This window comes from Burkholderia sp. 9775_39 (genome assembly GCF_015712225.1).
Classification (GTDB): Bacteria; Pseudomonadota; Gammaproteobacteria; order Burkholderiales; family Burkholderiaceae; genus Burkholderia; species Burkholderia cenocepacia.
The window spans coordinates 49366-70561 of sequence record NZ_JACCQC010000011.1 but is presented as its reverse complement, the minus strand read 5'-3'; the positions used below and the strand labels follow the sequence as shown (position 1 = coordinate 70561).

Genomic DNA, 21196 nt, shown 5'->3' with positions numbered 1-21196 from the left:
GGCCGCCGTTCCGGCTCGCCCGGCGCCGCCCGGTTGCGTCGGCGAATTGCTGCGTTGCGGCAATATGTCGGTTCCGGCGCGCGATCCCAAATAGGCGGAATTCGCCGCCGCACGGGTCAGTCTGCCGGGTGGATCGGCTAGAATGCCCGTTCGAGATTTTTTACCCGTGCGCGTCATGCGAACCGCCAGCCACGGCCGCATCCGGCGCCCTTTCGCGGCAGCCCGCGCACGTCCAGCGTGAACCCCCTTTCCCCATCCACTACTTCAATTTGTCCAACATGAGCCAAGTCAAGCGTCTTACCGACCTGATCGCCGCCGGCCAGCTCGCCGGCAAGCGGGTGTTCATCCGCGCCGACCTGAACGTCCCGCAGGACGATCACGGCAACATCACCGAGGACACCCGCGTGCGTGCGTCCGTGCCGGCCATCCAGGCCGCGCTCGACGCCGGCGCGGCCGTGATGGTCACGTCGCACCTCGGCCGTCCGACCGAAGGCGAATTCAAGCCGGAAGACTCGCTCGCGCCGGTCGCGAAGCGTCTCGCCGAGCTGCTCGGCCGCGACGTGCCGCTCGTGTCGAACTGGGTCGAGAACGGCGTGAACGTCGCACCGGGCCAGGTCGTGCTGCTCGAGAACTGCCGCGTGAACAAGGGCGAGAAGAAGAATTCGGACGAACTTGCCCAGAAGATGGCGAAGCTCTGCGACGTGTACGTGAACGACGCGTTCGGCACCGCGCACCGCGCGGAAGCGACCACGCACGGGATCGCGAAGTACGCGCCCGTCGCGTGCGCGGGCCCGCTGCTGGCCGCCGAACTCGACGCGCTCGGCAAGGCGCTCGGCAACCCGGCGCGCCCGCTGGTGGCGATCGTCGCCGGCTCGAAGGTGTCGACCAAGCTGACCATCCTGAAGTCGCTGGCCGGCAAGGTCGACCAGCTGATCGTCGGCGGCGGCATCGCGAACACGTTCATGCTCGCGGCCGGCCTGTCGATCGGCAAGTCGCTCGCGGAAGCCGATCTCGTCGCCGAGGCGAAGGCGATCATCGACGAAGCGCGCGAGCGCGGCGCCTCGGTGCCGATCCCGACCGACGTCGTCACCGCCAAGGAATTCTCGCCGACGGCCGCGGCCACGGTGAAGCAGGTCGCCGACATCGAAGCGGACGACATGATCCTCGACATCGGCCCCGATACGGCCAAGGCGCTCGCGAGCCAGCTCGAGAAGGCCGGCACGATCGTGTGGAACGGCCCGGTCGGCGTGTTCGAGTTCGACCAGTTCGGCAACGGCACCAAGACGCTCGCCGAAGCGATCGCCAAATCGTCCGCGTTCTCGATCGCGGGCGGCGGCGACACGCTCGCGGCCATCGCGAAGTACGGCATCCACGACCAGGTCAGCTACATCTCGACGGGCGGCGGCGCCTTCCTCGAGTTCCTCGAGGGGAAGAAGCTGCCGGCGGTGGAAGTGCTCGAAACGCGGGCGGCCTGAGCGTGGCGGCGCGCGCAGGGGTGACGAAGGCCGCGCGCTCCGCGAAAGCGGAGCAGCCGGCCGGCGCGGGCAAGCGCAAACGCGCGCCCGCGCGGGCGAACACCGCCCCGCGCGCACCGGCGGCTGCCGGCGACGCGGCCGCACAGCACCACGAGATCCAGAACAAAGCGATGCCGGGCGCAAGCACCGGCACGCCCCCCGGAACGGCCGCCGCTGGGCCCGCCGATTCCGGCTCTCGCAGCGTTTCACCCAGCGCATCCACCTTGATCCAGATGAGGAGTTTCATGCAGCGCGCCACCAAGATAGTCGCCACGATCGGCCCGGCTTCCAGTTCGCCGGAGATTCTGCTGCAGATGATGCAGGCGGGCCTCGACGTCGTGCGGCTCAACTTTTCGCACGGCACGGCCGACGATCACCGCCAGCGCGCCGAAATGGTGCGCGAGGCCGCCCGCAAGGTTGGCCGCGAGATCGCGATCATGGCCGACCTCCAGGGCCCGAAGATCCGCGTCGGCAAGTTCGAGAACGGCAAGACCACGCTCGTGCCCGGGCAGCCGTTCATCCTCGATGCGGGCTGCGAGCTCGGCAACGACGAGCGCGTCGGCCTCGACTACAAGGAACTGCCGCGCGACCTGAAGCCGGGCGACCTGCTGCTGCTGAACGACGGCCTGATCGTGCTGACCGTCGAGCGCGTGCTCGGCGACGAAATCCACACGATCGTCAAGGTGGGCGGCGAGCTGTCGAACAACAAGGGGATCAACCGCCAGGGCGGCGGCCTGTCGGCGCCGGCGCTGACCGCGAAGGACATGGAAGACATCCGCACCGCGATGTCGCTCGGCGCAGACCTCGTCGCGGTGTCGTTCCCGAAGAATGCGACCGACATGGAAATGGCGCGCCAGCTCGCGAACATCGCGGGCGCGCCGTACGGCATCAAGCCGAAGATGATCGCGAAGATCGAGCGCGCGGAGGCGATTCCGGCGCTGCAGAGCATCCTCGACGCGTCCGACGGCATCATGGTCGCGCGCGGCGACCTCGCGGTGGAAGTCGGCAACGCGGCCGTGCCGGCGCTGCAGAAGCGCATGATCCGGATGGCGCGCGAGTCGAACAAGCTCGTGATCACCGCGACGCAGATGATGGAATCGATGATCCACGCACCGGTGCCGACCCGCGCGGAAGTGTCGGACGTCGCGAACGCGGTGCTCGACGGCACCGACGCGGTGATGCTGTCGGCCGAGACGGCCGCCGGCAAGTACCCGGTCGTCACGATCGAGACGATGGCGGCCGTGTGCGTCGAAGCGGAAAAATCCGAAGAAGTCGAGCTGGACAAGGATTTCCTCGACCGCACGTTCACGCGGATCGACCAGTCGATCGCGATGGGCGCGCTGTTCACCGCGTACCACCTGGGCGCGAAGGCGATCGTCGCGCTGACCGAATCGGGCGCGACCGCGCTGTGGATGTCGCGTCACTACACGCACGTGCCGATCTTCGCGCTGACGCCGCGCGTCGGCAGCGAGCGGACGATGGCGCTGTACCGCAACGTGACGCCGCTGCACGTCGACTTCAACAGCGACCGCGATTCGGCGCTGCAGGCGGCGCTCGAGATCGTCGTCAAGCAGGGGTACGTGCAGCACGGCGACATGGTCGTGCTGACCGTCGGCGAGCCGATGGGGCAGGCGGGCGGCACCAACACGCTGAAGATCGTGCGGGTCGGCGAGCACTATTGAGCGCCGGCTGAGCCTCGCTGAGCCGGCCTGCGAGCCGGCGACCCGGATCGGTCGAGGCTGATCCGGCACCGTTTTTGCGCAAAAAGCCGCGCGGGGTCCGAAGCCCCGCGCGGCTTTTTTTCTCCTTTTTGGCCGCATTGTGCCGTGCGAACGTAACAAATTGCGAGCGGGGGCCACCGGGCGGTCGGAATCGGAGGCGCTTCGCGATAAAATGCGGCTATTCGACGCTCAGCCGCGCCGCGCTGCCCAGATCCAGACCCGGGCAGGTGCCGCGCCGGCGTCAGGGCGCACCGGTTTTCATTCCAAGGAGTTCCACAATGCCTCTCGTATCAATGCGTCAATTGCTGGACCACGCGGCAGAGCACGGTTACGGCCTGCCGGCCTTCAACGTGAACAACCTGGAGCAGGTCCAGGCGATCATGGCGGCGGCGGACCAGGTCGGCGCGCCCGTGATCATGCAGGCATCGGCCGGCGCGCGTAAGTATGCGGGCGAGCCGTTCCTGCGCCACCTGATCGAAGCGGCGGTCGAATCGTATCCGCACATCCCGGTCGTGATGCACCAGGATCACGGCCAGTCGCCGGCCGTCTGCACGGCCGCGATCCGCAGCGGCTTCACGAGCGTGATGATGGACGGTTCGCTCGAAGCCGACGGCAAGACGGTCGCGTCGTACGAGTACAACGTCGACGTGTCGCGCAAGGTCGTCGAGATGGCGCACTCGATCGGCGTGACGGTCGAAGCCGAACTCGGCGTGCTCGGCTCGCTCGAGACGATGAAGGGTGACAAGGAAGACGGCCATGGCGCGGAAGGCACGATGACCCGCGAGCAACTGCTGACCGATCCGGAGCAGGCCGCCGACTTCGTCAAGCTCACGCAGTGCGATGCACTCGCGATCGCGATCGGTACGTCGCACGGCGCGTACAAGTTCTCGAAGAAGCCGACGGGCGACATCCTGTCGATCCAGCGCATCAAGGAAATCCACGCGCGCATCCCGAACACGCACCTCGTGATGCACGGTTCGTCGTCGGTGCCGCAGGAACTGCTGGCCGAGATCCGCGAATTCGGCGGCGACATGAAGGAAACCTACGGCGTGCCGGTCGAGGAAATCCAGGAAGGCATCAAGCACGGCGTGCGCAAGATCAACATCGACACCGACCTGCGTCTCGCGATCACCGGCGCGATCCGCCGCTACCTGTTCGAGAACCCGGGCAAGTTCGATCCGCGCGACTACCTGAAGCCCGCGCGCGAAGCGGCGAAGAAGGTGTGCGTCGACCGTTACCTCGCGTTCGGCTGCGAAGGCCAGGCCGGCAAGATCAAGCCGGTGTCGCTCGACAAGATCGCCGAGCAGTACAAGTCGGGCGCGCTCGCACAGGTCGTGCGCTGAGACTGTAGTACGATTTGCCCCGCCCGGTTCTGCCGCCGGGCATGGGCTGGCCGCCCGGCTGGCCGGATCCGATCCGGCCCCGGCAGCCGTTCCGTCCGGCCGAACAAGGGCCGGCCGGCAGCCGTCGGGGCGCTGCGCCCGCCGGTTCGCCGACGTATTGCAAGACCGCCGTTCCCGCCTGCCGCGGGGAACGGCGTTTCCCTTTTTGTTTGGCTCCTTATCTGCGAAAAGACGATGTCTACCCTTTACGAATCCACGCTCCGTTCGCTGCCGCTCCTCGGTCGCGGCAAGGTTCGCGATAACTACGCGGTCGGCAACGACAAGCTCCTGATCGTCACGACCGATCGCCTGTCGGCGTTCGACGTGGTGATGGGCGAGCCGATTCCGAACAAGGGCCGCGTGCTGAACCAGATGGCGAACTTCTGGTTCGACAAGCTCGCGCACATCGTGCCGAACCACCTGACGGGCGACGCGCCGGAAGCGGTCGTCGCGGCCGACGAAGTCGAGCAGGTGAAGGGCCGCGGCGTGGTCGTCAAGCGCCTCGAGCCGATCATGATCGAAGCGGTCGTGCGCGGCTACCTGGCCGGCAGCGGCTGGAAGGAATACCAGGCGTCGGGCGCCGTGTGCGGCGTGCAGCTGCCGGCAGGCCTGCAGAACGCGCAGAAGTTGCCGGAGCCGATCTTCACGCCGGCCGCGAAGGCCGAGATGGGCGAGCACGACGAGAACATCACGTTCGAGGAAACCGAGCGCCGCATCGGCACCGAGCTGGCCGCGACGATCCGCGACATCTCGATCAAGCTGTACAAGGAAGCGGCCGACTACGCGGCGACGCGCGGCATCATCATCGCCGACACGAAGTTCGAATTCGGCCTCGACAACCACGGCAAGCTGTACCTGATGGACGAAGTGCTGACCGCCGATTCGTCGCGCTTCTGGCCGGCCGACCAGTACGAAGTGGGCACCAACCCGCCGTCGTTCGACAAGCAGTTCGTGCGCGACTGGCTCGAGGCGCAGCCGTGGGGCAAGACGGCGCCGGCGCCGGCGCTGCCGGCCGACGTCGTCGAGAAGACGGCCGCGAAGTACCAGGAAGCGCTCGAGCGCATCACGGGCCAGTCGCTCGCCTGATCGGGACAGATACGACATGAGCGAAATCCAGACTGCCCACACGCACAGCGCGCCGCTCGTCGGCGTGCTGATGGGCTCGAGTTCCGACTGGGACGTGATGAAGCATGCGGTCGCCATCCTGCAGGAATTCGGCGTGCCGTACGAAGCGAAGGTCGTGTCCGCGCACCGGATGCCCGACGAGATGTTCGACTATGCGGAGAAGGCGCGCGAGCGCGGGCTGCGTGCGATCATCGCGGGCGCCGGCGGCGCCGCGCACCTGCCCGGCATGCTGGCCGCGAAGACCACGGTGCCGGTGCTCGGCGTACCGGTCGCGAGCAAGTACCTGAAGGGTGTCGATTCGCTGCACTCGATCGTGCAGATGCCGAAGGGCGTGCCCGTCGCGACGTTCGCGATCGGCGAGGCCGGCGCCGCGAACGCCGCGCTGTTCGCGGTGTCGATCCTGTCCGGCAACTCGGTCGACTACGCGAACCGGCTCGCCGCGTTCCGCGTGCGCCAGAACGAAGCCGCGCACGCGATGGTGCTGCCGCCGCTGGAATGACGGCATGGCGCGCGGCCGCACGACGCGGCCGGCGCTGGATTTTCCCACTGCGGCGGGCCGTTCCGCGTTCCGCCGCGACCGACCACTGACATGACCGCAACTCCTGATTCCGTTTCCCCGATCCTGCCCGGCGCGTGGCTGGGCATGGTCGGCGGTGGCCAGCTCGGCCGCATGTTCTGCTTTGCCGCCCAGTCGATGGGCTATCGCGTCGCCGTGCTCGATCCCGATCCGACGAGCCCCGCCGGCGCGGTCGCCGATCGCCACCTGCGCGCGGCGTACGACGACGAAGCTGCGCTCGCCGAACTGGCCGGCCTGTGCGAGGCCGTATCGACGGAGTTCGAGAACGTGCCGGCCGCGAGCCTCGATTTCCTCGCGCGCACGACGTTCGTCGCGCCGGCCGGCCGCTGCGTCGCGGTCGCGCAGGACCGGATCGCGGAGAAGCGTTTCATCGCGGCATCGGGCGTGCCGGTCGCGCCGCACGTCGTGATCGAATCGGCGGCGGCGCTCGCCGCGCTTGACGATGCGGCGCTCGACGCGGTGCTGCCGGGCATCCTGAAGACGGCCCGCCTCGGGTACGACGGCAAGGGCCAGGTGCGGGTCGCCACCGCGCAGGAAGCGCGCGACGCGCATGCCGCGCTCGGCGGCGTGCCGTGCGTGCTGGAGAAGCGCCTGCCGCTGAAATACGAAGTGTCGGCGTTGATCGCGCGCGGCGCGGACGGCCGTTCGGCCGCCTTCCCGCTCGCGCAGAACGTGCATCACAACGGCATCCTCGCGCTGACGGTCGTGCCGGCGCCGGCCGCCGATGCGGCCCGCGTCGAGGAAGCGCAGCAGGCGGCGATCCGGATCGCCGATACGCTCGGCTACGTCGGCGTGCTGTGCGTCGAATTCTTCGTGCTGGAGGACGGTTCGTTCGTCGCGAACGAAATGGCGCCGCGCCCGCACAACTCCGGCCACTACACGGTCGATGCGTGCGCAACGAGCCAGTTCGAGCAGCAGGTGCGCGCGATGACGCGCATGCCGCTCGGCAACCCGCGCCAGCATTCGCCGGCCGCGATGCTGAACATTCTCGGCGACGTGTGGTTCCCCAACGGTGCGGCGGCCGATGCCGTCACGCCGCCGTGGGACACGGTCGCCGCGATGCCGGCCGCCCACCTGCACCTGTACGGCAAGGAAGAAGCGCGCGTCGGCCGCAAGATGGGCCACGTGAACTTCACGGCCGAGACGCGCGACGAAGCCGTCGCCGCCGCCACCGCGTGCGCGCAACTGCTGCGCGTGCCGCTCGACTGAGGCGCCGGCCGATGCCCAGCGATCTCCCGAAGCACGTGACGCCCGCGCAGATCGACGCGGCCGCCGCGTTGCTCGACGCGGGCCAGCTCGTCGCGTTTCCGACCGAAACCGTCTACGGGCTCGGCGGCGATGCGGCGAACCCCGAGGCCGTCGCACGCATCTACGCGGCGAAGGGGCGGCCCGCGAACCATCCGGTGATCGTGCATCTGCCGCCGGGCGGCGATCCCGGTTACTGGGCCGACGACCTGCCGGCCGACGCGCACGCGCTGATCGACGCGTTCTGGCCGGGCCCGCTGACGCTGATCCTGAAGCGCCACGCGCGCATTCCGGATGCCGTGAGCGGCGGGCAGGATTCGGTCGGGCTGCGCTGCCCGTCGCATCCGGTCGCGCAGGCGCTGCTGGCCGCGTTCAGCGCGCGGCGCGGCGGCCACGGCGGCGTGGCTGCGCCGTCCGCGAACCGGTTCGGCCACGTGAGCCCGACGACCGCGCAACACGTGCGCGACGAATTCGGCGATACCGTGCACGTGCTCGACGGCGGCGCATCCGAAGTCGGCATCGAGTCGACGATTCTCGACCTGTCGCGTGGTTTCCCGGCGCTGCTGCGCCCGGGGCACGTGACGCCGCAACAGATCGCCGACGTGCTCGGCCGCGCCCCGAAGCTGCCGGACGGCAGCGATGCGACGGCCCCACGCGCGTCGGGCACGCTGAAAGCGCATTACGCGCCGCGCACGCCGCTCGCGCTGCTGCCGTTCGACGCGCTCGAGCCGCTGCTCGCGGCCGCGCAAACCGACGGCGAACGCATCGCGCTCGTCGCCCGCGCGTCGCGTGCGGGACGCTGGGCGCAGGCTGACGGCGTGCACTTCGTCGCGGCGCCGGAAGATCCGCAAGCCTATGCGCGCGACCTGTACGGAATGCTGCGCGCGCTCGACCGGGCGCAGGTCGCGCGCATTCTCGTCGAGAAGCTGCCCGAGACCGTCGAATGGATCGCGGTCAACGATCGCCTCGGCCGCGCGGCCGCGGCGTTCGAAGCGCGCGACTGACGCAGCCACGCGCATCCGTCCACGCAAACAAAAAACGCCTGACCGGCGCGAACCGGTCAGGCGTTTTCGTTTGGGCGCGTAGTGAGCGGCTTACTTGCCGACGCCGGACTTCGCGATCTGCTGTTCGACGTACTGCGCGAACAGCGCATGCAGGCGCGTCGTCGGGTGGACCGTGTCGGCGAACATGTAGGTCTGGTCCGCGTTCGCGACCGTGTAGGTCTGCGGCGAGCAGAACAGCGACGAGCCGAACGCGGTCGCGTTCGCGACGCCGTACTGCGTGGCGGCCTGGACCATCGCCTTCAGGTTGCAGGCGGTGTCGGTGTTCGACACGCTGAAACCGTTCGACTGGTAGTTGGCCGCGATGCCGTCCTGCCACGTGAACGAATCGACCACCGCATATTTCGTCGGGTCGACCTTCAGCGCGGCGAGCGTACCGACGAGCGTCTTGTTGAACAGCCCGGACAGTTGCGTGAACGCGGCCTGCGTGCCGCCTTGCAGCGCGAGCGGCGTGCCGCCGATGTCCGGCACGTTCGCGACGAACACGTGGGTCGCGCCGGCCGCGACGATCTGCTGGACGATCCCGCCGAGCTGCTGCGCGGCCAGGCCGATCGCCTGCGCCGCCGCGAGCTGCGCGGCCGGCGTGTTGCCTTGCGCCTGCGCGACCTGGGCCTGGTAGAAGATGTCGTTCGCACCGCCGTTGATCAGCACGATCTGGCCGGCGTTGAAGCTGCCGTATTGCGACAGGTACTGCTTGACCTGGTCGGCGATCGGCGTGGTCGTCGCCTGCGCGTAGTCGGGATTCGGCACGCTCGCGTCCGCATGGCCGATGCCCGGCTGCAGCGTCACGCGCGAGCCGCCCTGCGCGTAGCCGAGGCCGCCGGTGGCCTGCAGCGGGATGCCGAAGCCGCCCTGGTTGGCGGGCTGCAGCGTGTCGCCGTAGTACTGCGCGACGTTCTGCGTCCATACCTGGCCCGGGTTGGTCGTGAAGCGGCCGCCGCCGAAGCCGAGCTTGATCTGCGAGTAGGTGCCGACGTCGGACAGGCTGTCGCCGAACGACACGATCTGCATCTTCACGCCCGACGGCGGCGTGTTCGATGCACTGCTGTTGTTGTTGTCGTCACCGCCGCCGCATGCGGCGAGCAGCGCGAGCGCGGCGCCGGCGATCGCGACCTGCGCGGTGCGCAGCATGCGCTGCCGGGTGCGGGAAGGTGCGTGTTGTTGTGTCTGCATCGTTCGATCTCCTCGTAGATATGGCCTGATGTGTTGCTCATCTGCCGCGTGCCTGCTCGGTTCCGGGCTGCGCGGCGGCCGTTGGCTGAAACGGTTTATCGATCGCGCGCAGCCGCCAGCGGCACGGCGCGCGGATCCTGGTTCGCGGCCTCGGCAATCTGCGCATGATAAGCGCTCGCCCATTCGGGCGGGCCGAAAATCGCGCGCAGCTTGTTGCGCCATCCGCCGACGCGCAACGCGTCGGACGCCATCGACACCCACTCGTGAAACGTCGCGACGAGCGGGTTGTTCGAGCCGAGCCGCTCGACGATGCCGTACTGCGGCGGATCGTCGGGCGTTTCCTCGACATAGCTGCCGAACAGGCGATCCCAGATCACCAGGACGCCTGCGTAATTGCGGTCGATGTAGCGCGCGTTGCGCGCATGGTGCGCGCGGTGGATCGACGGCGTGTTGAGCACGTATTCGAGCCAGCCGAGCTTGCCGATCGCCTGCGTGTGCACGAAGAACTGGAACGCGAGGTTGATCAGCACGACGCCGACGACCTGTTGCGGCGGAAAGCCCGCGAACGCGAGCGGCAGCCAGAACAGCCACATGCCCGCGACCGGATACATCAGGCTCTGGCGGAACGCGGTCGAGAAATTCATTCGCTCGGACGAGTGGTGCACGACGTGCGCGGCCCACAGCCAGCGCACGCGATGGCTCGCGCGATGGAACACGTAGTAGAGGAAGTCCTGCGCGACGAACAGCACCGCGAACGACAGCCAGCCGTCGTGCCACGTGTAGACGCGATAGTGCCGGTAGCAGTACGCATAGACAGGAATCACGAACAGCCACGCGATCTTGTCGGCGCCCTGGTGCATCAGTGCGAGCGCCGCGTTGCACAGCGTGTCGCGCCACGCGTAGATACGGTCCTGCGCACGGGTGCGGGCGAGGTGCCAGGCCTCCCACGCGATGCAGAGCAGGAAGACGGGCGCCAGCGCGAGCAGAAGCAATTCGACGTCGAATCGCATGGGCGTGTGTCTCCTTCGTTCCCCTGCAAGCCATCAGGCCGGGCGTGTGGCCCGTTGTAGATATCGTCAGGCCAACAGCCTACGCAATCGCTACGCGCTAGGCGAGGGGGCAGCGTAGAGGGTTCCCTCTGAGGACAGGGTTTCTACGGAATCCGTACTGCACGGGGCCGGGCGGTGTGGCCCCGTTTTGAGGATGGGGCGAGCGCGCGAGGCGTCGCGCGACGGTGGCGGCGCGCGTTTCAAACCGCGCGGCGCGAAATTTCGCGGGTGACGCACTGCGGGGCCGCACGGGCCGCCGTGTCACGACGGCCCGCCGCGCGGTGCGCGGATCGTCAGTGCGCGCCCGCGTAGATCCATTCGAGCAGCGTGTCGTGCGCGGCGCGCGCGGCTTCCGCGTGATCGTTGTTGATGAAGCTGACGACGATGTAGCTCTGGCCGTCCGCGCCGGCGACGTAGCCGGCGATCGCGCGCACGTCGCGCAGCGTGCCGGTCTTGATGTGCGCGTTGCCGAGCACGCCCGCGTTGGTGAGGCGGTTCTTCATCGTGCCGTCGATGCCCGCGATCGGCAGCGAATCGATGAACGCCTGCGCGACCGGGCTCGCGTTCGCGGCCTGCAGCAGCGCGGCGAGCGACAGCGCGCTCACGTGCTCTTCGCGCGACAGCCCCGAGCCGTTCTCGAGCACGAGGTCGGGCATCGCGATGCCGTTCTTCTGCAGGAACGCCTGGATCGCGCGGCTCGACTGCTCGGGCGTCGCGGGCGGCTTGCCGCTGACCGCGCCGATCGTCAGGAACAGGTTGCGCGCCATCACGTTGTTGCTGAACTTGTTGATGTCGTAGACGATGCTGCCGAGCACCGGGCTGTGATGCACGGCGAGCGGCCGCGCGGTGGTCGGCACCTTGCCTTCGCTCACGGGCCCGGCGATCGTGCCGCCGTCCTGCTGCCACAGCGCGAGGAAGCCGCGCGCGAAGAAGGTCGTGTGATCGAGGATCGCGAGGTTGGTCGTGTGCGCGCCGCAGCGCAGCGGGTAGTCGCCGGCGAACGACGCCGTCATGATTCCGCCGCCGGCCGTCAGCGTCGGGCGCGCGGCCGCGGCGGCCGCGCTGCACGAGCCCGAACCTTCGACGAGCTGGTTGTCGATCGACAGGTCCGCGAGCGGCGGCAACACGTCGACGGCGACCTTGCCGTCGTCGCCCGGCGTGACCGTGAACGACACGGCCTTGAACGCGTACAGCAGCGGATCGGGGCCGACGTTGTACGGCGCGCTGGCATCGTCGTCGAACGACGGCAGGTCGCGCGTCGACGCCGCGAAATAACTCTTGTCGAGCACGAGGCCGCCGGCCACGCGCTTGACGCCGGCCTTGCGCAGCTTGTCGACGAGGTCGATCAGCTCCTCGGGCACGAGCTTCGGATCGCCGGTGCCCTTGATGTACAGGTTGCCCTGCAGCGTGCCGTCCGGGTCGACCGTGCCGTCCGTGTACGCGGTGGTGCGCCAGCGGTAGTCGGGGCCGAGGATCGACAGGCCCGAGAAGGTCGTCACGAGCTTCATCGTCGAGGCCGGCAGCATCGGCCGGCTCGCATTCCACGCGATCAGCGGCTGCGGATCGCCGACGCGCTCGACCACCACGCTCATCGCCGACGCCGGCACCTTCGCACGCTGCAGCGCGACGAGCACGGAGGCCGGCAGGCCGGCCGCGCGTGCGGCCGGCGACACGACGGCGGTCTTGCGCGCTTCCTTGTGGGATTTCTTGCGGGCCTGGGCGGACGGCGCGAACGCGAGGGCCGTGCAGGTGGCGACGACGGCGGCCGCGCGCAGGCAGACGCGGGCGCGGGGGGCGAACCGGGCGGAAAGATCGGAAATCGGCATGGGCGAATACGGGAAAAGCAGGGGGCTCGGGCAGGACGCGCGGGGGCGCCGAAGCGCACATTGTAGAGACAAGTCGGGGTAGGCCCCTTGCAATCCGCCTTACTGTTGCATTGCACGGTGCCGCGCACCCGATTCGCGGCGCTACAATGGTCGCCGTGTTTGACTCGCCCCATGGATGCGTGGCCCGATGCGGATTCTGCTTGTCGAAGATGATCGAATGATTGCCGAGGGCGTGCGCAAGGCGCTGCGCTCGGACGGCTTTGCCGTCGACTGGGTGCAGGACGGTGACGCCGCGCTGACGGCGCTCGGCGGCGAGACGTACGATCTGCTGCTGCTCGATCTCGGCCTGCCGAAGCGCGACGGCATCGACGTGCTGCGCACGCTGCGCGGGCGCGGGCTCGCGCTGCCGGTGCTGATCGTCACCGCGCGCGACGCCGTCGCCGATCGCGTGAAGGGGCTCGACGCGGGCGCCGACGATTACCTCGTCAAGCCGTTCGATCTCGACGAGCTGGGCGCACGGATGCGCGCGCTGATCCGCCGTCAAGCTGGGCGCAGCGAGTCGCTGATCCGCCACGGCGCGCTGACGCTCGATCCCGCGTCGCACCAGGTGACGCTCGACGGCGCGCCCGTCGCGCTGTCCGCGCGCGAGTTCGCGCTGCTCGAGGCGTTGCTCGCGCGGCCGGGCGCGGTGCTGTCGAAGAGCCAGCTCGAGGAGAAGATGTACGGCTGGGGCGAGGAGATCGGCAGCAACACGGTCGAGGTCTACATCCACGCGCTGCGCAAGAAGCTCGGTTCGGACCTGATCCGCAACGTGCGCGGGCTCGGCTACATGGTCGTCAAGGAAAGCTGACGCGTGCGGTCGATTCGTCATCAACTGCTGATCTGGCTGCTCGCGATCGTCGTCGCGGGCGTGGGCGCCGCGGGCTGGCTCATCTACCGGCAGGCGCTCGCCGAGGCGAACGAGCTGTTCGACTACCAGTTGCAGGAAATCGCCGCGGCGCTGCCGTCGGAGCCGTTCTCGCAGGTGTTCGGCTCGCGCACCAACGGCGACGAAGGCATCGTGATCCAGATCTGGAATCGCAACGGCGTGCTGATGTACTTCTCGCATCCGCGTGCGCCGATCGCGCCGCGCGCGGAGCTCGGCTTCTCGACCGAACGCACCGATCGCGGCGAATGGCGCGTGTACGGCGCGATCGTCGGCGACAACGTCGTGCAGCTCGCGCAGCCGCTGTCGGTGCGCAACCGGCTCGCGGCGAACGTCGCGCTGCGCACGCTGTGGCCGCTGATCGTGCTGCTGCCGTTCCTCGGCGCGGCCGCGTGGGGGATCGTCGGGCGCGGGCTCGCGCCGCTTGGCCGCGTGACGCGCGCGGTCGAGGCGCGCCGGCCGGAAGCGCTCGATCCGCTGCCCGACGCGCGCCTGCCGCTCGAGGTGCAGCCGCTCGTGCGGGCGCTGAACGGGCTGCTCGCGCGACTGTCGGCGGCGCTCGACACGCAGAAGGCGTTCGTCGCCGACGCCGCGCACGAATTGCGCACGCCGCTCGCGGCCGTGCAGATCCAGGCGCAGCTCGTCGCGCGCGCGAAGGACGATGCGTCGCGCCGCGAGGCGATCGCGGATCTCCAGGACGGCGTGTCGCGCGCGACGCGCCTCACCGAGCAACTGCTCGCGCTCGCGCGCGCCGAGCCGGACGGCGCGACGATGCGCGAGCCGGTCGACCTGCAGGCGCTGCTCGCCGAATGCGTGGCCGCGCATGCGCCGCTCGCGCAGCGGCGCGACATCGATCTCGGCTTCGAGGAAACGCGCGCGGCGAGCGTCGTCGCGGACGTCGGCGCGCTGCGCGTGATGTTCGGCAACCTGCTCGACAACGCGGTGAAATACACGCCGGACGGCGGCCGCATCGACGTGTCGCTGACGCGCGACGCGGCCGGCCGCGCCTGCGTGCAGATCGGCGACAGCGGGCCGGGCATTCCGGCCGACGAGCGCGAGCGCGTGTTCGACCGCTTCTATCGCGACAGCACGGCGCGGGCGCGCACCGACGTGTCGGGCAGCGGGCTCGGGCTCGCGATCGTCAAGCGCGTAGCGGCGCAGCAGGGCGCGACGGTGTCGCTCGGCGATGCGGCCGCGGGCGGCCTGCTCGTCAGCGTCGTGTTCCGCGATGCCGAGATGCCGGCCCCGGCTTCGCAGCCGTCCGAAACCGTCTGAAGGGGCGGCGCGGGCAGCCGCTTAAGCCCCGCTTAAGGCTGATTAAGCCTCCTTTAAGTCAGGGTCGTTACGCTGCGTCCTAACAAAGAGGAGGTCCTACGATGAACACCCGATTCCTTGCGCGCGGCGCCGTCGCGGTCGCCGTGGCGGCTGCCCTGTCGGCCGGCTATTTCGCCGGCACCCGCCGCGCCGATCCGCAGATCATCACGCCCGCGCAGGCGGCCGCATTGATGCCGGCCGAAGCTGCCGCCAAGACCGGCATTCCCGATTTCTCCGGGCTCGTCGAGACCTACGGCCCGGCGGTCGTGAACATCAGCGCGAAGCACGTCGTGAAGCAGGTGGCGCGGCGCGCGCCGCAGCCGCAACTGCCGATCGATCCGAGCGACCCGTTCTACCAGTTCTTCAAGCACTTCTACGGCCAGGTGCCGGGCATGGGCGGCGACGCGCAGCCGGACGACCAGCCGAGTGCGAGCCTCGGGTCGGGCTTCATCGTCAGTTCCGACGGGTACATCCTCACCAATGCGCACGTGATCGACGGCGCGAACGTTGTCACGGTCAAGCTGACCGACAAGCGCGAATACAAGGCGAAGGTCGTCGGCTCCGACAAGCAGTCCGACGTCGCCGTGCTGAAGATCGACGCGAGCGGCCTGCCGACCGTGAAGATCGGCGATCCGGCGCAGAGCAAGGTCGGCCAGTGGGTCGTCGCGATCGGCTCGCCGTACGGCTTCGACAACACGGTCACGTCGGGCATCATCAGCGCGAAGTCGCGCGCGCTGCCGGACGAGAACTACACGCCGTTCATCCAGACCGACGTGCCGGTGAACCCCGGCAACTCGGGCGGCCCGCTGTTCAACCTGCAGGGCGAGGTGATCGGCATCAACTCGATGATCTACTCGCAGACGGGCGGCTTCCAGGGCCTGTCGTTCGCGATCCCGATCAACGAGGCGATCAAGGTGAAGGACGAGCTCGTGAAGACGGGCCACGTGAGCCGCGGCCGGCTCGGCGTGGCCGTGCAGGGGCTGAACCAGACGCTCGCGAGCTCGTTCGGGCTGCAGAAGCCGGACGGCGCGCTCGTCAGCTCGGTCGACGCCAACGGTCCGGCCGCGAAGGCCGGCCTGCAGCCGGGTGACGTGATCCTGTCGGTCAACGGTTCGCCGGTCGCCGATTCGACGTCGCTGCCCGCGCAGATCGCGAACCTGAAGCCGGGTTCGAAGGCCGACCTGCAGATCTGGCGCGACAAGTCGAAGAAGTCGATCACCGTGACGCTCGGCGCGATGGCCGACGCGAAGCTCGCATCGAACGACGGCGGGCCGGTCGAACAGGGCCGCCTGGGTGTCGCGGTGCGGCCGCTGTCGCCGCAGGAACGCAGCGCCGACAACCTGTCGCACGGGCTGATCGTGCAGCAGGCCGGCGGGCCGGCCGCCAACGCGGGCATCCAGCCCGGCGACGTGATCCTCGCGGTGAACGGCCGTCCGGTCACGAGCCCCGAGCAGTTGCGCGACGCGGTGAAGGGCGCGGGCAACAGTCTTGCTCTGTTGATCCAGCGCGATAATGCACAGATCTTCGTGCCGGTCGACCTGAGCTGACCGGCAACGGCCGACGGCCGGCCCGGCCGGCCGTGGCGGGCGCCGCCGCCGCTCGATCGATCGCGTGACGCCGCGCCCCGTATGTGTTCCGACCCCAAGGAGAGAGCCATGCAATATCTACGCAACGTGTCCCGATTTGCCGTCGCCGCGGCGCTGACCGCCGGCCTCGCAGCCGGTGCGACCGGCGCGTACGCGCAGTCGGACGGCTTGCCCGCCGCGCGCCAGCAAGGCGATGTCACCTTCGTGTCCGGCGGTGTCGGGCAGGACGAATCGACGGCGTTCCAGCGCAACGAGTCGCAGTGGCCGCTGGCGCTGCGCTTCACCGGCAAGGGCGGCGAGTTCCTGGCCGACGTCCATGTCCGGATCGTCGACGGCAAGGGCGCCGAAGTGCTGAAAACCGACACGCGCGGGCCGTACATGCTCGTGAAGGTGCCGCCGGGGCGCTATACGGTGCACGCGTCGTACCAGGGCAGCGACGAATCGCGCGCCGTCACGGTCGGCGCGAAGGGCGGCGCGAAAGCCGCGTTCCAGTGGAGTGCGCAGTAGCCCGTCGCGCGCGGCCGGGCTCCCGGTCGCGCAATCGGACGAAGTTTCGCCCATAATGAAAGCCACGGCATGCGTGCCGTGGCTTTTTCGTTTCCTGCCCCCGGCCTGACGCCGCCCGAAGGAGAAACGATGTCCGATGCAGCCGACCCCCGACTCGAAATCGTGCCGAACCGTCATCGCGTGCGCGTGATTCATCGCGGCATCACCTATGCCGATTCGCACGGCGCGCTGACCGTGCGCGAGGCGGGGCTCCCGGACATTCATTACCTGCCGCGCGGCGACGTCAACATGCGCCGGCTCGTGAAATCGGGCGTCACGTCGGCCTGCCCGTTCAGGGGGCAAGCCGTGCATTTCGACTTGCAGACGGAAGACGGCGTGATCGAGAACGCCGCATGGAGTTACGAAGAACCGAAGGAGGCGGCGGCCGTGCTCGCGCACTACGTCGCCTTCGATGTCGCACGGGTCGACAGTCTCGTCGAGACGTCCTGATGCGGCGCGCGTTCATCGGGGAGGCGTCATGGAACTGAACGACACGTTACGCGTACCGCTCGCGCCGCCTGTCGTGCGGGATGCGCTGGAGGATCTCGCGCTGCTGCGGGCGAGCTTCGACCATTGCGAATCGTTCGTGAAACTCGCGCACGGCGAGTTCGCGCTGACGATCACGGTGCCGCTTGGCCCGCTGCGCGCCCGCTACGACGTGCGCGCGCATGCGGCCGCCGAGCAGGGCGACGCCGAAGGTCGGCCGCGCCGGGTGCTCAACTTCAAGGCGCGGGCCGACGGCCTCGGCGCGCTGCGCGGCCAGGTCGAACTGGTGCTGACGCCGGATGACGATGCGAACGCCACGCGGATCGAATACGTGGTCTGGGCGACGGCGAGCGGGCCGCTCGCGGAGTTGCCGGCGCGGCAGATCGACAATGCGCTGCGCGAATGGACCGACACGTTCTTTCGCGAGTTCTGCGCGGTCGTGCAGGTGAAGCACGGTCTCGCGCCGAATCGCGCGCGCCCCCCGGCGCAGCGCCGCCAGCATGTCTTCCTGCGGCCGGCGTCGCTGGTGGCCGCGACGAAGCGTTCGCTGCCGCCGCACCTCGGCGGCGCGCTGAGCGGGCGGGCGGCGAGCGCGCTTCCGCATCGCGATTCGGGCACCGTGCCCGTATGGGCCTGGGCGGCGATGATCGTGTTCGTCGCGTTGCTGCTTTACGCGGCGCGCTGGATCAACGGCGGCTGAGCGGCTGCCCGGTTCCGCTTCGAGGCCTGCCCGCCACGCGAGCGGCCGGCGTCACTGTCCCGCGTCGGCACGGGCTCCGGCGCCGCGAAATTCCCTTCGATACGCAGACGGCGACGTGCCGAGCGCGCCCGCGAAATGCTGGCGCAGCGACACGCTCGAGCCGTAGCCGGCCGCCTGCGCGATCGCGTCGATCGACTGCCCGGTGGTTTCGAGCAGATGCTGCGCACGCGCAAGCCGTTCGGCCTGCAGCCACGCGGTGACGGTCGTGCCCGTCGCCTGGCGGAAGTGGCGCGTGAACGTGCGGCGGCTCATCAGCACGCGTTCGGCGAGCGAATCGACGCTGTGCGCGGCGTCGAGATGCGCGCGCACCCAGTCGAGCAGGCCCGCGAGCCGTGCATCGCGCGGGTGCGCGGCGACCGGCTGCGGCACGTATTGGGCCTGTCCGCCCTGGCGGTGCGGCGGGATCACGAGGCGGCGCGCGATCCGGTTCGCGGCGTCCGAGCCGAAGCGCCGCCGCACGACGTGCAGGCAGCAGTCGAGGCCGGCGGCCGTGCCGGCCGACGTCATCAGGTTGCCGTCGTCCACGTAGAGCACGTCGGGATCGAGTTTCACGCGCGGAAAGCGTTGGGCGAAATCGTCGGCCCACGCCCAGTGCGTGGTGGCCGGACGGCCGTCGAGCAGGCCGGCCGCGGCGAGCACGTAGGCACCGAGGCACAGGCCCACGAGCTCCGCGCCGCGCGCGGCGACCGCGCGGACCGCATCGAGCAGCGCGTCGGGCGGCGCTTCGTCCGGGTCGCGCCAGGACGGCACGATGACGATGTCCGCGTCGTCGAGCGCGTCGAGCCCGTACGGTGCGGTGATCGTGAAGCCGCCCGTCGTCGCGAGCGGGCCGCGCTCGGCCGAGCAGACGCGGAACTCGAACGCGGGCGACGCGGCCGCATCACGTTCCTTGCCGAACACGACCGATGGCACGGACAGGTGGAACGGACTGATGCCGTCGTACGCGATCACGGCGACGATGGTCGGAACGGACGGGGCGGGCGACGCGGCGGCGAGCATGGCGGATTCCGGAAAGGCGATGGCCCGATTTTATCGAAGAATGGCTATCGGGCCACTATCGGCATACGCGCTGCGGTCCGACAATGCATCCCATCGCACTGCTGGCCGCCCTGCTCCGGGGCGGGGCAGCGCCTCCCGACCAGGAGTCCGCCATGCTTGCCGCCGCGTCGCCCGCCGTCCCGCAATCCGCTTCCCGTCCCGCTGCCCGCCGCGCACTGATCGTGATCGACGTGCAGAACGAATACGTGACGGGCAACCTGCCGATCGAATATCCGCCGCTCGACGTGTCGCTCGCGAACATCGGCCGGGCGATCGACGCCGCGCACGCGGCCGGCGTGCCGGTGATCGTGGTTCAGCACGTCGCGCCGGCCGGTGCGCCGATCTTCGCGCCCGGTACCGACGGCGTCGCGCTGCACACGGTGGTCACCAGCCGCCCGTACGCGCACCTGATCGAGAAGGCGCAAGCGAGCTCGTTCGCCGGCACCGATCTCGCCGCGTGGCTCGACGCGCACGGAATCGACACGCTCGCGGTGACCGGCTACATGACGCACAACTGCAATGCGTCGACGGTCTATCACGCGGCGCATGCGGGGCTGAAGGTCGAATACCTGAACGACGCGACGGGCGCGCTGCCTTACGAGAACGAAGCGGGGGCGGTGAGCGCCGAAGAGATTCACCGCACGTACGCGGTGGTGTTCCAGTCGAATTTCGCGGCGGTGATGTCGACCGACGCGTGGATCGCGGGGCTCGCTGGCGCACCGATGCCGGCGCGCGATTCGGTCGCCGCGTCGAACCGGCGGGCCCGCGCGCGGCGCGCGAAGGCGGCCTGACCCGGCACGGCGACGCGGCGCGCGATGCGCCGTGCCGTCAGTCGCGGTCCTTCAGCATCGCCGGGCTGTAGCGCAGCATGTCGAAACAGCCGTCGACGAGCTTTTCCGCATGCTGCTCGGCGTCGATCTCGTCGGGCAGCATCAGCATGTCGCGCACGAAGCCGCTGACCAGCGTGTGCAGCATCAGCGTCGCGCGCCACGTGTCGAGCCGCTCGGGCAGCAGCTTGAGCCCCACGGCCACCGCGAGATCGGCGTCGATCATGTGCAGCGCCTCGCTCATCCCCGCGCGGTTGCGCTGCAGCAGCGGCTCCATGTCCGCGACGTACTCGCACTTCATGAACAGGATGCTGAACACGCGGCGCAGCTGCGGGTCGCGCTGCACGCCGAGCAGGCACCAGATCAGGATCTGGCGCACCTTCTCCAGCGGATTGCCGCCCGGCGCGTCGAGCGGCATCCGTTTCAACTCGTCGATCGGCAGGAACACGCGGTCGAACATCGCATCGAACAGTTCGCTCTTGTTCGCGAAATGCCAGTAGATCGCGCCGCGCGTCACACCGGCGTGCTGCGCGATGTCCGCGAGCGACGTGTGCGACACGCCTTTCTCGAAGAACACGTGTTCGGCGGCGTCGAGAATGCGATTGCGCGTCTCGAGCGCCTCCTCCTTGGTACGTCTGACCATGTGCAGGCCTGATTGGATCGATCGTAGGTGAATATAGGGTCCGCAACCCCTCGTCGCCGTCACGCAGACGGGCTATGCTTGCTGCTGGTAACAATCTGTAAGACTGGACAGCGGGCGGAGTACAAACGGGCTTTTTACATACATTCGTGAATGTATATACAATACCACCCTACGATCGAATGACCCAAGTGGCAATCAGTTAATATCCCACTCTGCTGATTCCCGCCCTAGTACCAGTCCGCAGTTCGCGGCATCCCCGTCGGCACGGAGGTCTCGTGCCGACGTGCTGTATCTGGCAGTCCAGTAATTCAGGTGTTCGATCTGCGCCGCGAGGCGCATCCGTGTTGCGCTCCGGTCGGGCGTGGCACTTATTCCATTGGTTATACACAGAGGTCGCT

General features: G+C 69.0%; 19 protein-coding genes. 14 read left to right on the top strand and 5 right to left on the bottom strand.

Annotated elements, in window-relative coordinates; all coding sequences use genetic code 11:
• Positions 1-278 precede the first annotated feature (278 nt).
• The 7 genes from H0X90_RS16775 (at position 279) to H0X90_RS16745 (ending at position 8568) form a co-directional block, all read left to right on the top strand.
• The gene (locus H0X90_RS16775; RefSeq protein ID WP_006481732.1) at positions 279-1475 is read left to right on the top strand and encodes a phosphoglycerate kinase; all 1197 of its coding nucleotides are present in this window, start codon (positions 279-281) and stop codon (positions 1473-1475) included.
• Between the two features lie 284 nt (positions 1476-1759).
• Positions 1760-3196, top strand: coding sequence for a pyruvate kinase (pyk, locus tag H0X90_RS16770; RefSeq protein WP_006493398.1), 1437 nt, complete (start codon positions 1760-1762; stop codon positions 3194-3196).
• A 317-nt stretch (positions 3197-3513) separates the two neighbouring features.
• The gene (gene fba / locus H0X90_RS16765; RefSeq protein ID WP_006481730.1) at positions 3514-4578 is read left to right on the top strand and encodes a class II fructose-bisphosphate aldolase; all 1065 of its coding nucleotides are present in this window, start codon (positions 3514-3516) and stop codon (positions 4576-4578) included.
• Between the two features lie 234 nt (positions 4579-4812).
• On the top strand, positions 4813-5703 hold the full coding sequence (locus H0X90_RS16760; protein ID WP_006477945.1) for a phosphoribosylaminoimidazolesuccinocarboxamide synthase: 891 nt from the start codon (positions 4813-4815) through the stop codon (positions 5701-5703).
• 16 nt (positions 5704-5719) lie between these two features.
• Positions 5720-6241, top strand: coding sequence for a 5-(carboxyamino)imidazole ribonucleotide mutase (gene purE, locus H0X90_RS16755; RefSeq protein ID WP_006481724.1), 522 nt, complete (start codon positions 5720-5722; stop codon positions 6239-6241).
• 90 nt (positions 6242-6331) lie between these two features.
• On the top strand, positions 6332-7528 hold the full coding sequence (locus tag H0X90_RS16750) for a 5-(carboxyamino)imidazole ribonucleotide synthase (protein WP_006481737.1): 1197 nt from the start codon (positions 6332-6334) through the stop codon (positions 7526-7528).
• An 11-nt stretch (positions 7529-7539) separates the two neighbouring features.
• Positions 7540-8568: an L-threonylcarbamoyladenylate synthase gene (locus H0X90_RS16745; RefSeq protein WP_077189705.1), complete on the top strand. Its 1029-nt coding sequence runs from the start codon at positions 7540-7542 to the stop codon at positions 8566-8568.
• A gap of 90 nt (positions 8569-8658) precedes the next feature.
• On the opposite strand, the gene H0X90_RS16740 is transcribed toward H0X90_RS16745, so the two are convergent.
• The 3 genes from H0X90_RS16740 to dacB form a co-directional block, all read right to left on the bottom strand.
• A complete protein-coding gene (locus tag H0X90_RS16740) occupies positions 8659-9798 on the bottom strand; it encodes an SGNH/GDSL hydrolase family protein (RefSeq protein ID WP_034201411.1) in 1140 nt (379 codons plus the stop codon).
• A gap of 95 nt (positions 9799-9893) precedes the next feature.
• Positions 9894-10808, bottom strand: a complete 915-nt coding sequence (locus H0X90_RS16735) for a sterol desaturase family protein (RefSeq protein WP_077189704.1) — start codon at positions 10806-10808, stop codon at positions 9894-9896.
• Positions 10809-11140: 332 nt separating this feature from the next.
• Positions 11141-12673 carry a D-alanyl-D-alanine carboxypeptidase/D-alanyl-D-alanine-endopeptidase gene (dacB, locus tag H0X90_RS16730; RefSeq protein ID WP_006497334.1) on the bottom strand — a complete coding sequence of 511 codons (1533 nt, stop codon included), beginning with the start codon at positions 12671-12673 and terminating at the stop codon, positions 11141-11143.
• 187 nt (positions 12674-12860) lie between these two features.
• On the opposite strand from dacB, the gene H0X90_RS16725 reads away from it, so the two are divergent.
• From H0X90_RS16725 to H0X90_RS16700, 6 genes are all read left to right on the top strand, one after another.
• Positions 12861-13523 carry a response regulator gene (locus H0X90_RS16725; RefSeq protein ID WP_006481728.1) on the top strand — a complete coding sequence of 221 codons (663 nt, stop codon included), beginning with the start codon at positions 12861-12863 and terminating at the stop codon, positions 13521-13523.
• Positions 13524-13526: 3 nt separating this feature from the next.
• Entirely contained in the window at positions 13527-14873 is a 1347-nt protein-coding gene (locus H0X90_RS16720) for an ATP-binding protein (protein WP_006493399.1), read from the top strand.
• A gap of 101 nt (positions 14874-14974) precedes the next feature.
• The gene (locus H0X90_RS16715; RefSeq protein ID WP_006497333.1) at positions 14975-16459 is read left to right on the top strand and encodes a DegQ family serine endoprotease; all 1485 of its coding nucleotides are present in this window, start codon (positions 14975-14977) and stop codon (positions 16457-16459) included.
• A 108-nt stretch (positions 16460-16567) separates the two neighbouring features.
• On the top strand, positions 16568-17005 hold the full coding sequence (locus H0X90_RS16710) for a carboxypeptidase-like regulatory domain-containing protein (protein WP_006490101.1): 438 nt from the start codon (positions 16568-16570) through the stop codon (positions 17003-17005).
• Between the two features lie 129 nt (positions 17006-17134).
• Entirely contained in the window at positions 17135-17494 is a 360-nt protein-coding gene (locus H0X90_RS16705; RefSeq protein ID WP_006497332.1) for a DUF427 domain-containing protein, read from the top strand.
• Positions 17495-17522: 28 nt separating this feature from the next.
• Positions 17523-18230 carry a CoxG family protein gene (locus H0X90_RS16700; protein WP_069353157.1) on the top strand — a complete coding sequence of 236 codons (708 nt, stop codon included), beginning with the start codon at positions 17523-17525 and terminating at the stop codon, positions 18228-18230.
• Positions 18231-18281: 51 nt separating this feature from the next.
• Here H0X90_RS16700 and H0X90_RS16695 read toward each other — a convergent pair whose 3' ends face one another.
• Positions 18282-19289: a helix-turn-helix domain-containing protein gene (locus H0X90_RS16695; protein ID WP_048989254.1), complete on the bottom strand. Its 1008-nt coding sequence runs from the start codon at positions 19287-19289 to the stop codon at positions 18282-18284.
• A gap of 152 nt (positions 19290-19441) precedes the next feature.
• Here H0X90_RS16695 and H0X90_RS16690 point away from each other — a divergent pair, with 152 nt between their 5' ends.
• Complete coding sequence (locus tag H0X90_RS16690) at positions 19442-20119, top strand: cysteine hydrolase family protein (protein WP_006497329.1); 678 nt, start codon at positions 19442-19444, stop codon at positions 20117-20119.
• A 37-nt stretch (positions 20120-20156) separates the two neighbouring features.
• On the opposite strand, the gene H0X90_RS16685 is transcribed toward H0X90_RS16690, so the two are convergent.
• Complete coding sequence (locus tag H0X90_RS16685; RefSeq protein ID WP_006486802.1) at positions 20157-20798, bottom strand: TetR family transcriptional regulator; 642 nt, start codon at positions 20796-20798, stop codon at positions 20157-20159.
• Positions 20799-21196: the final 398 nt, after the last annotated feature.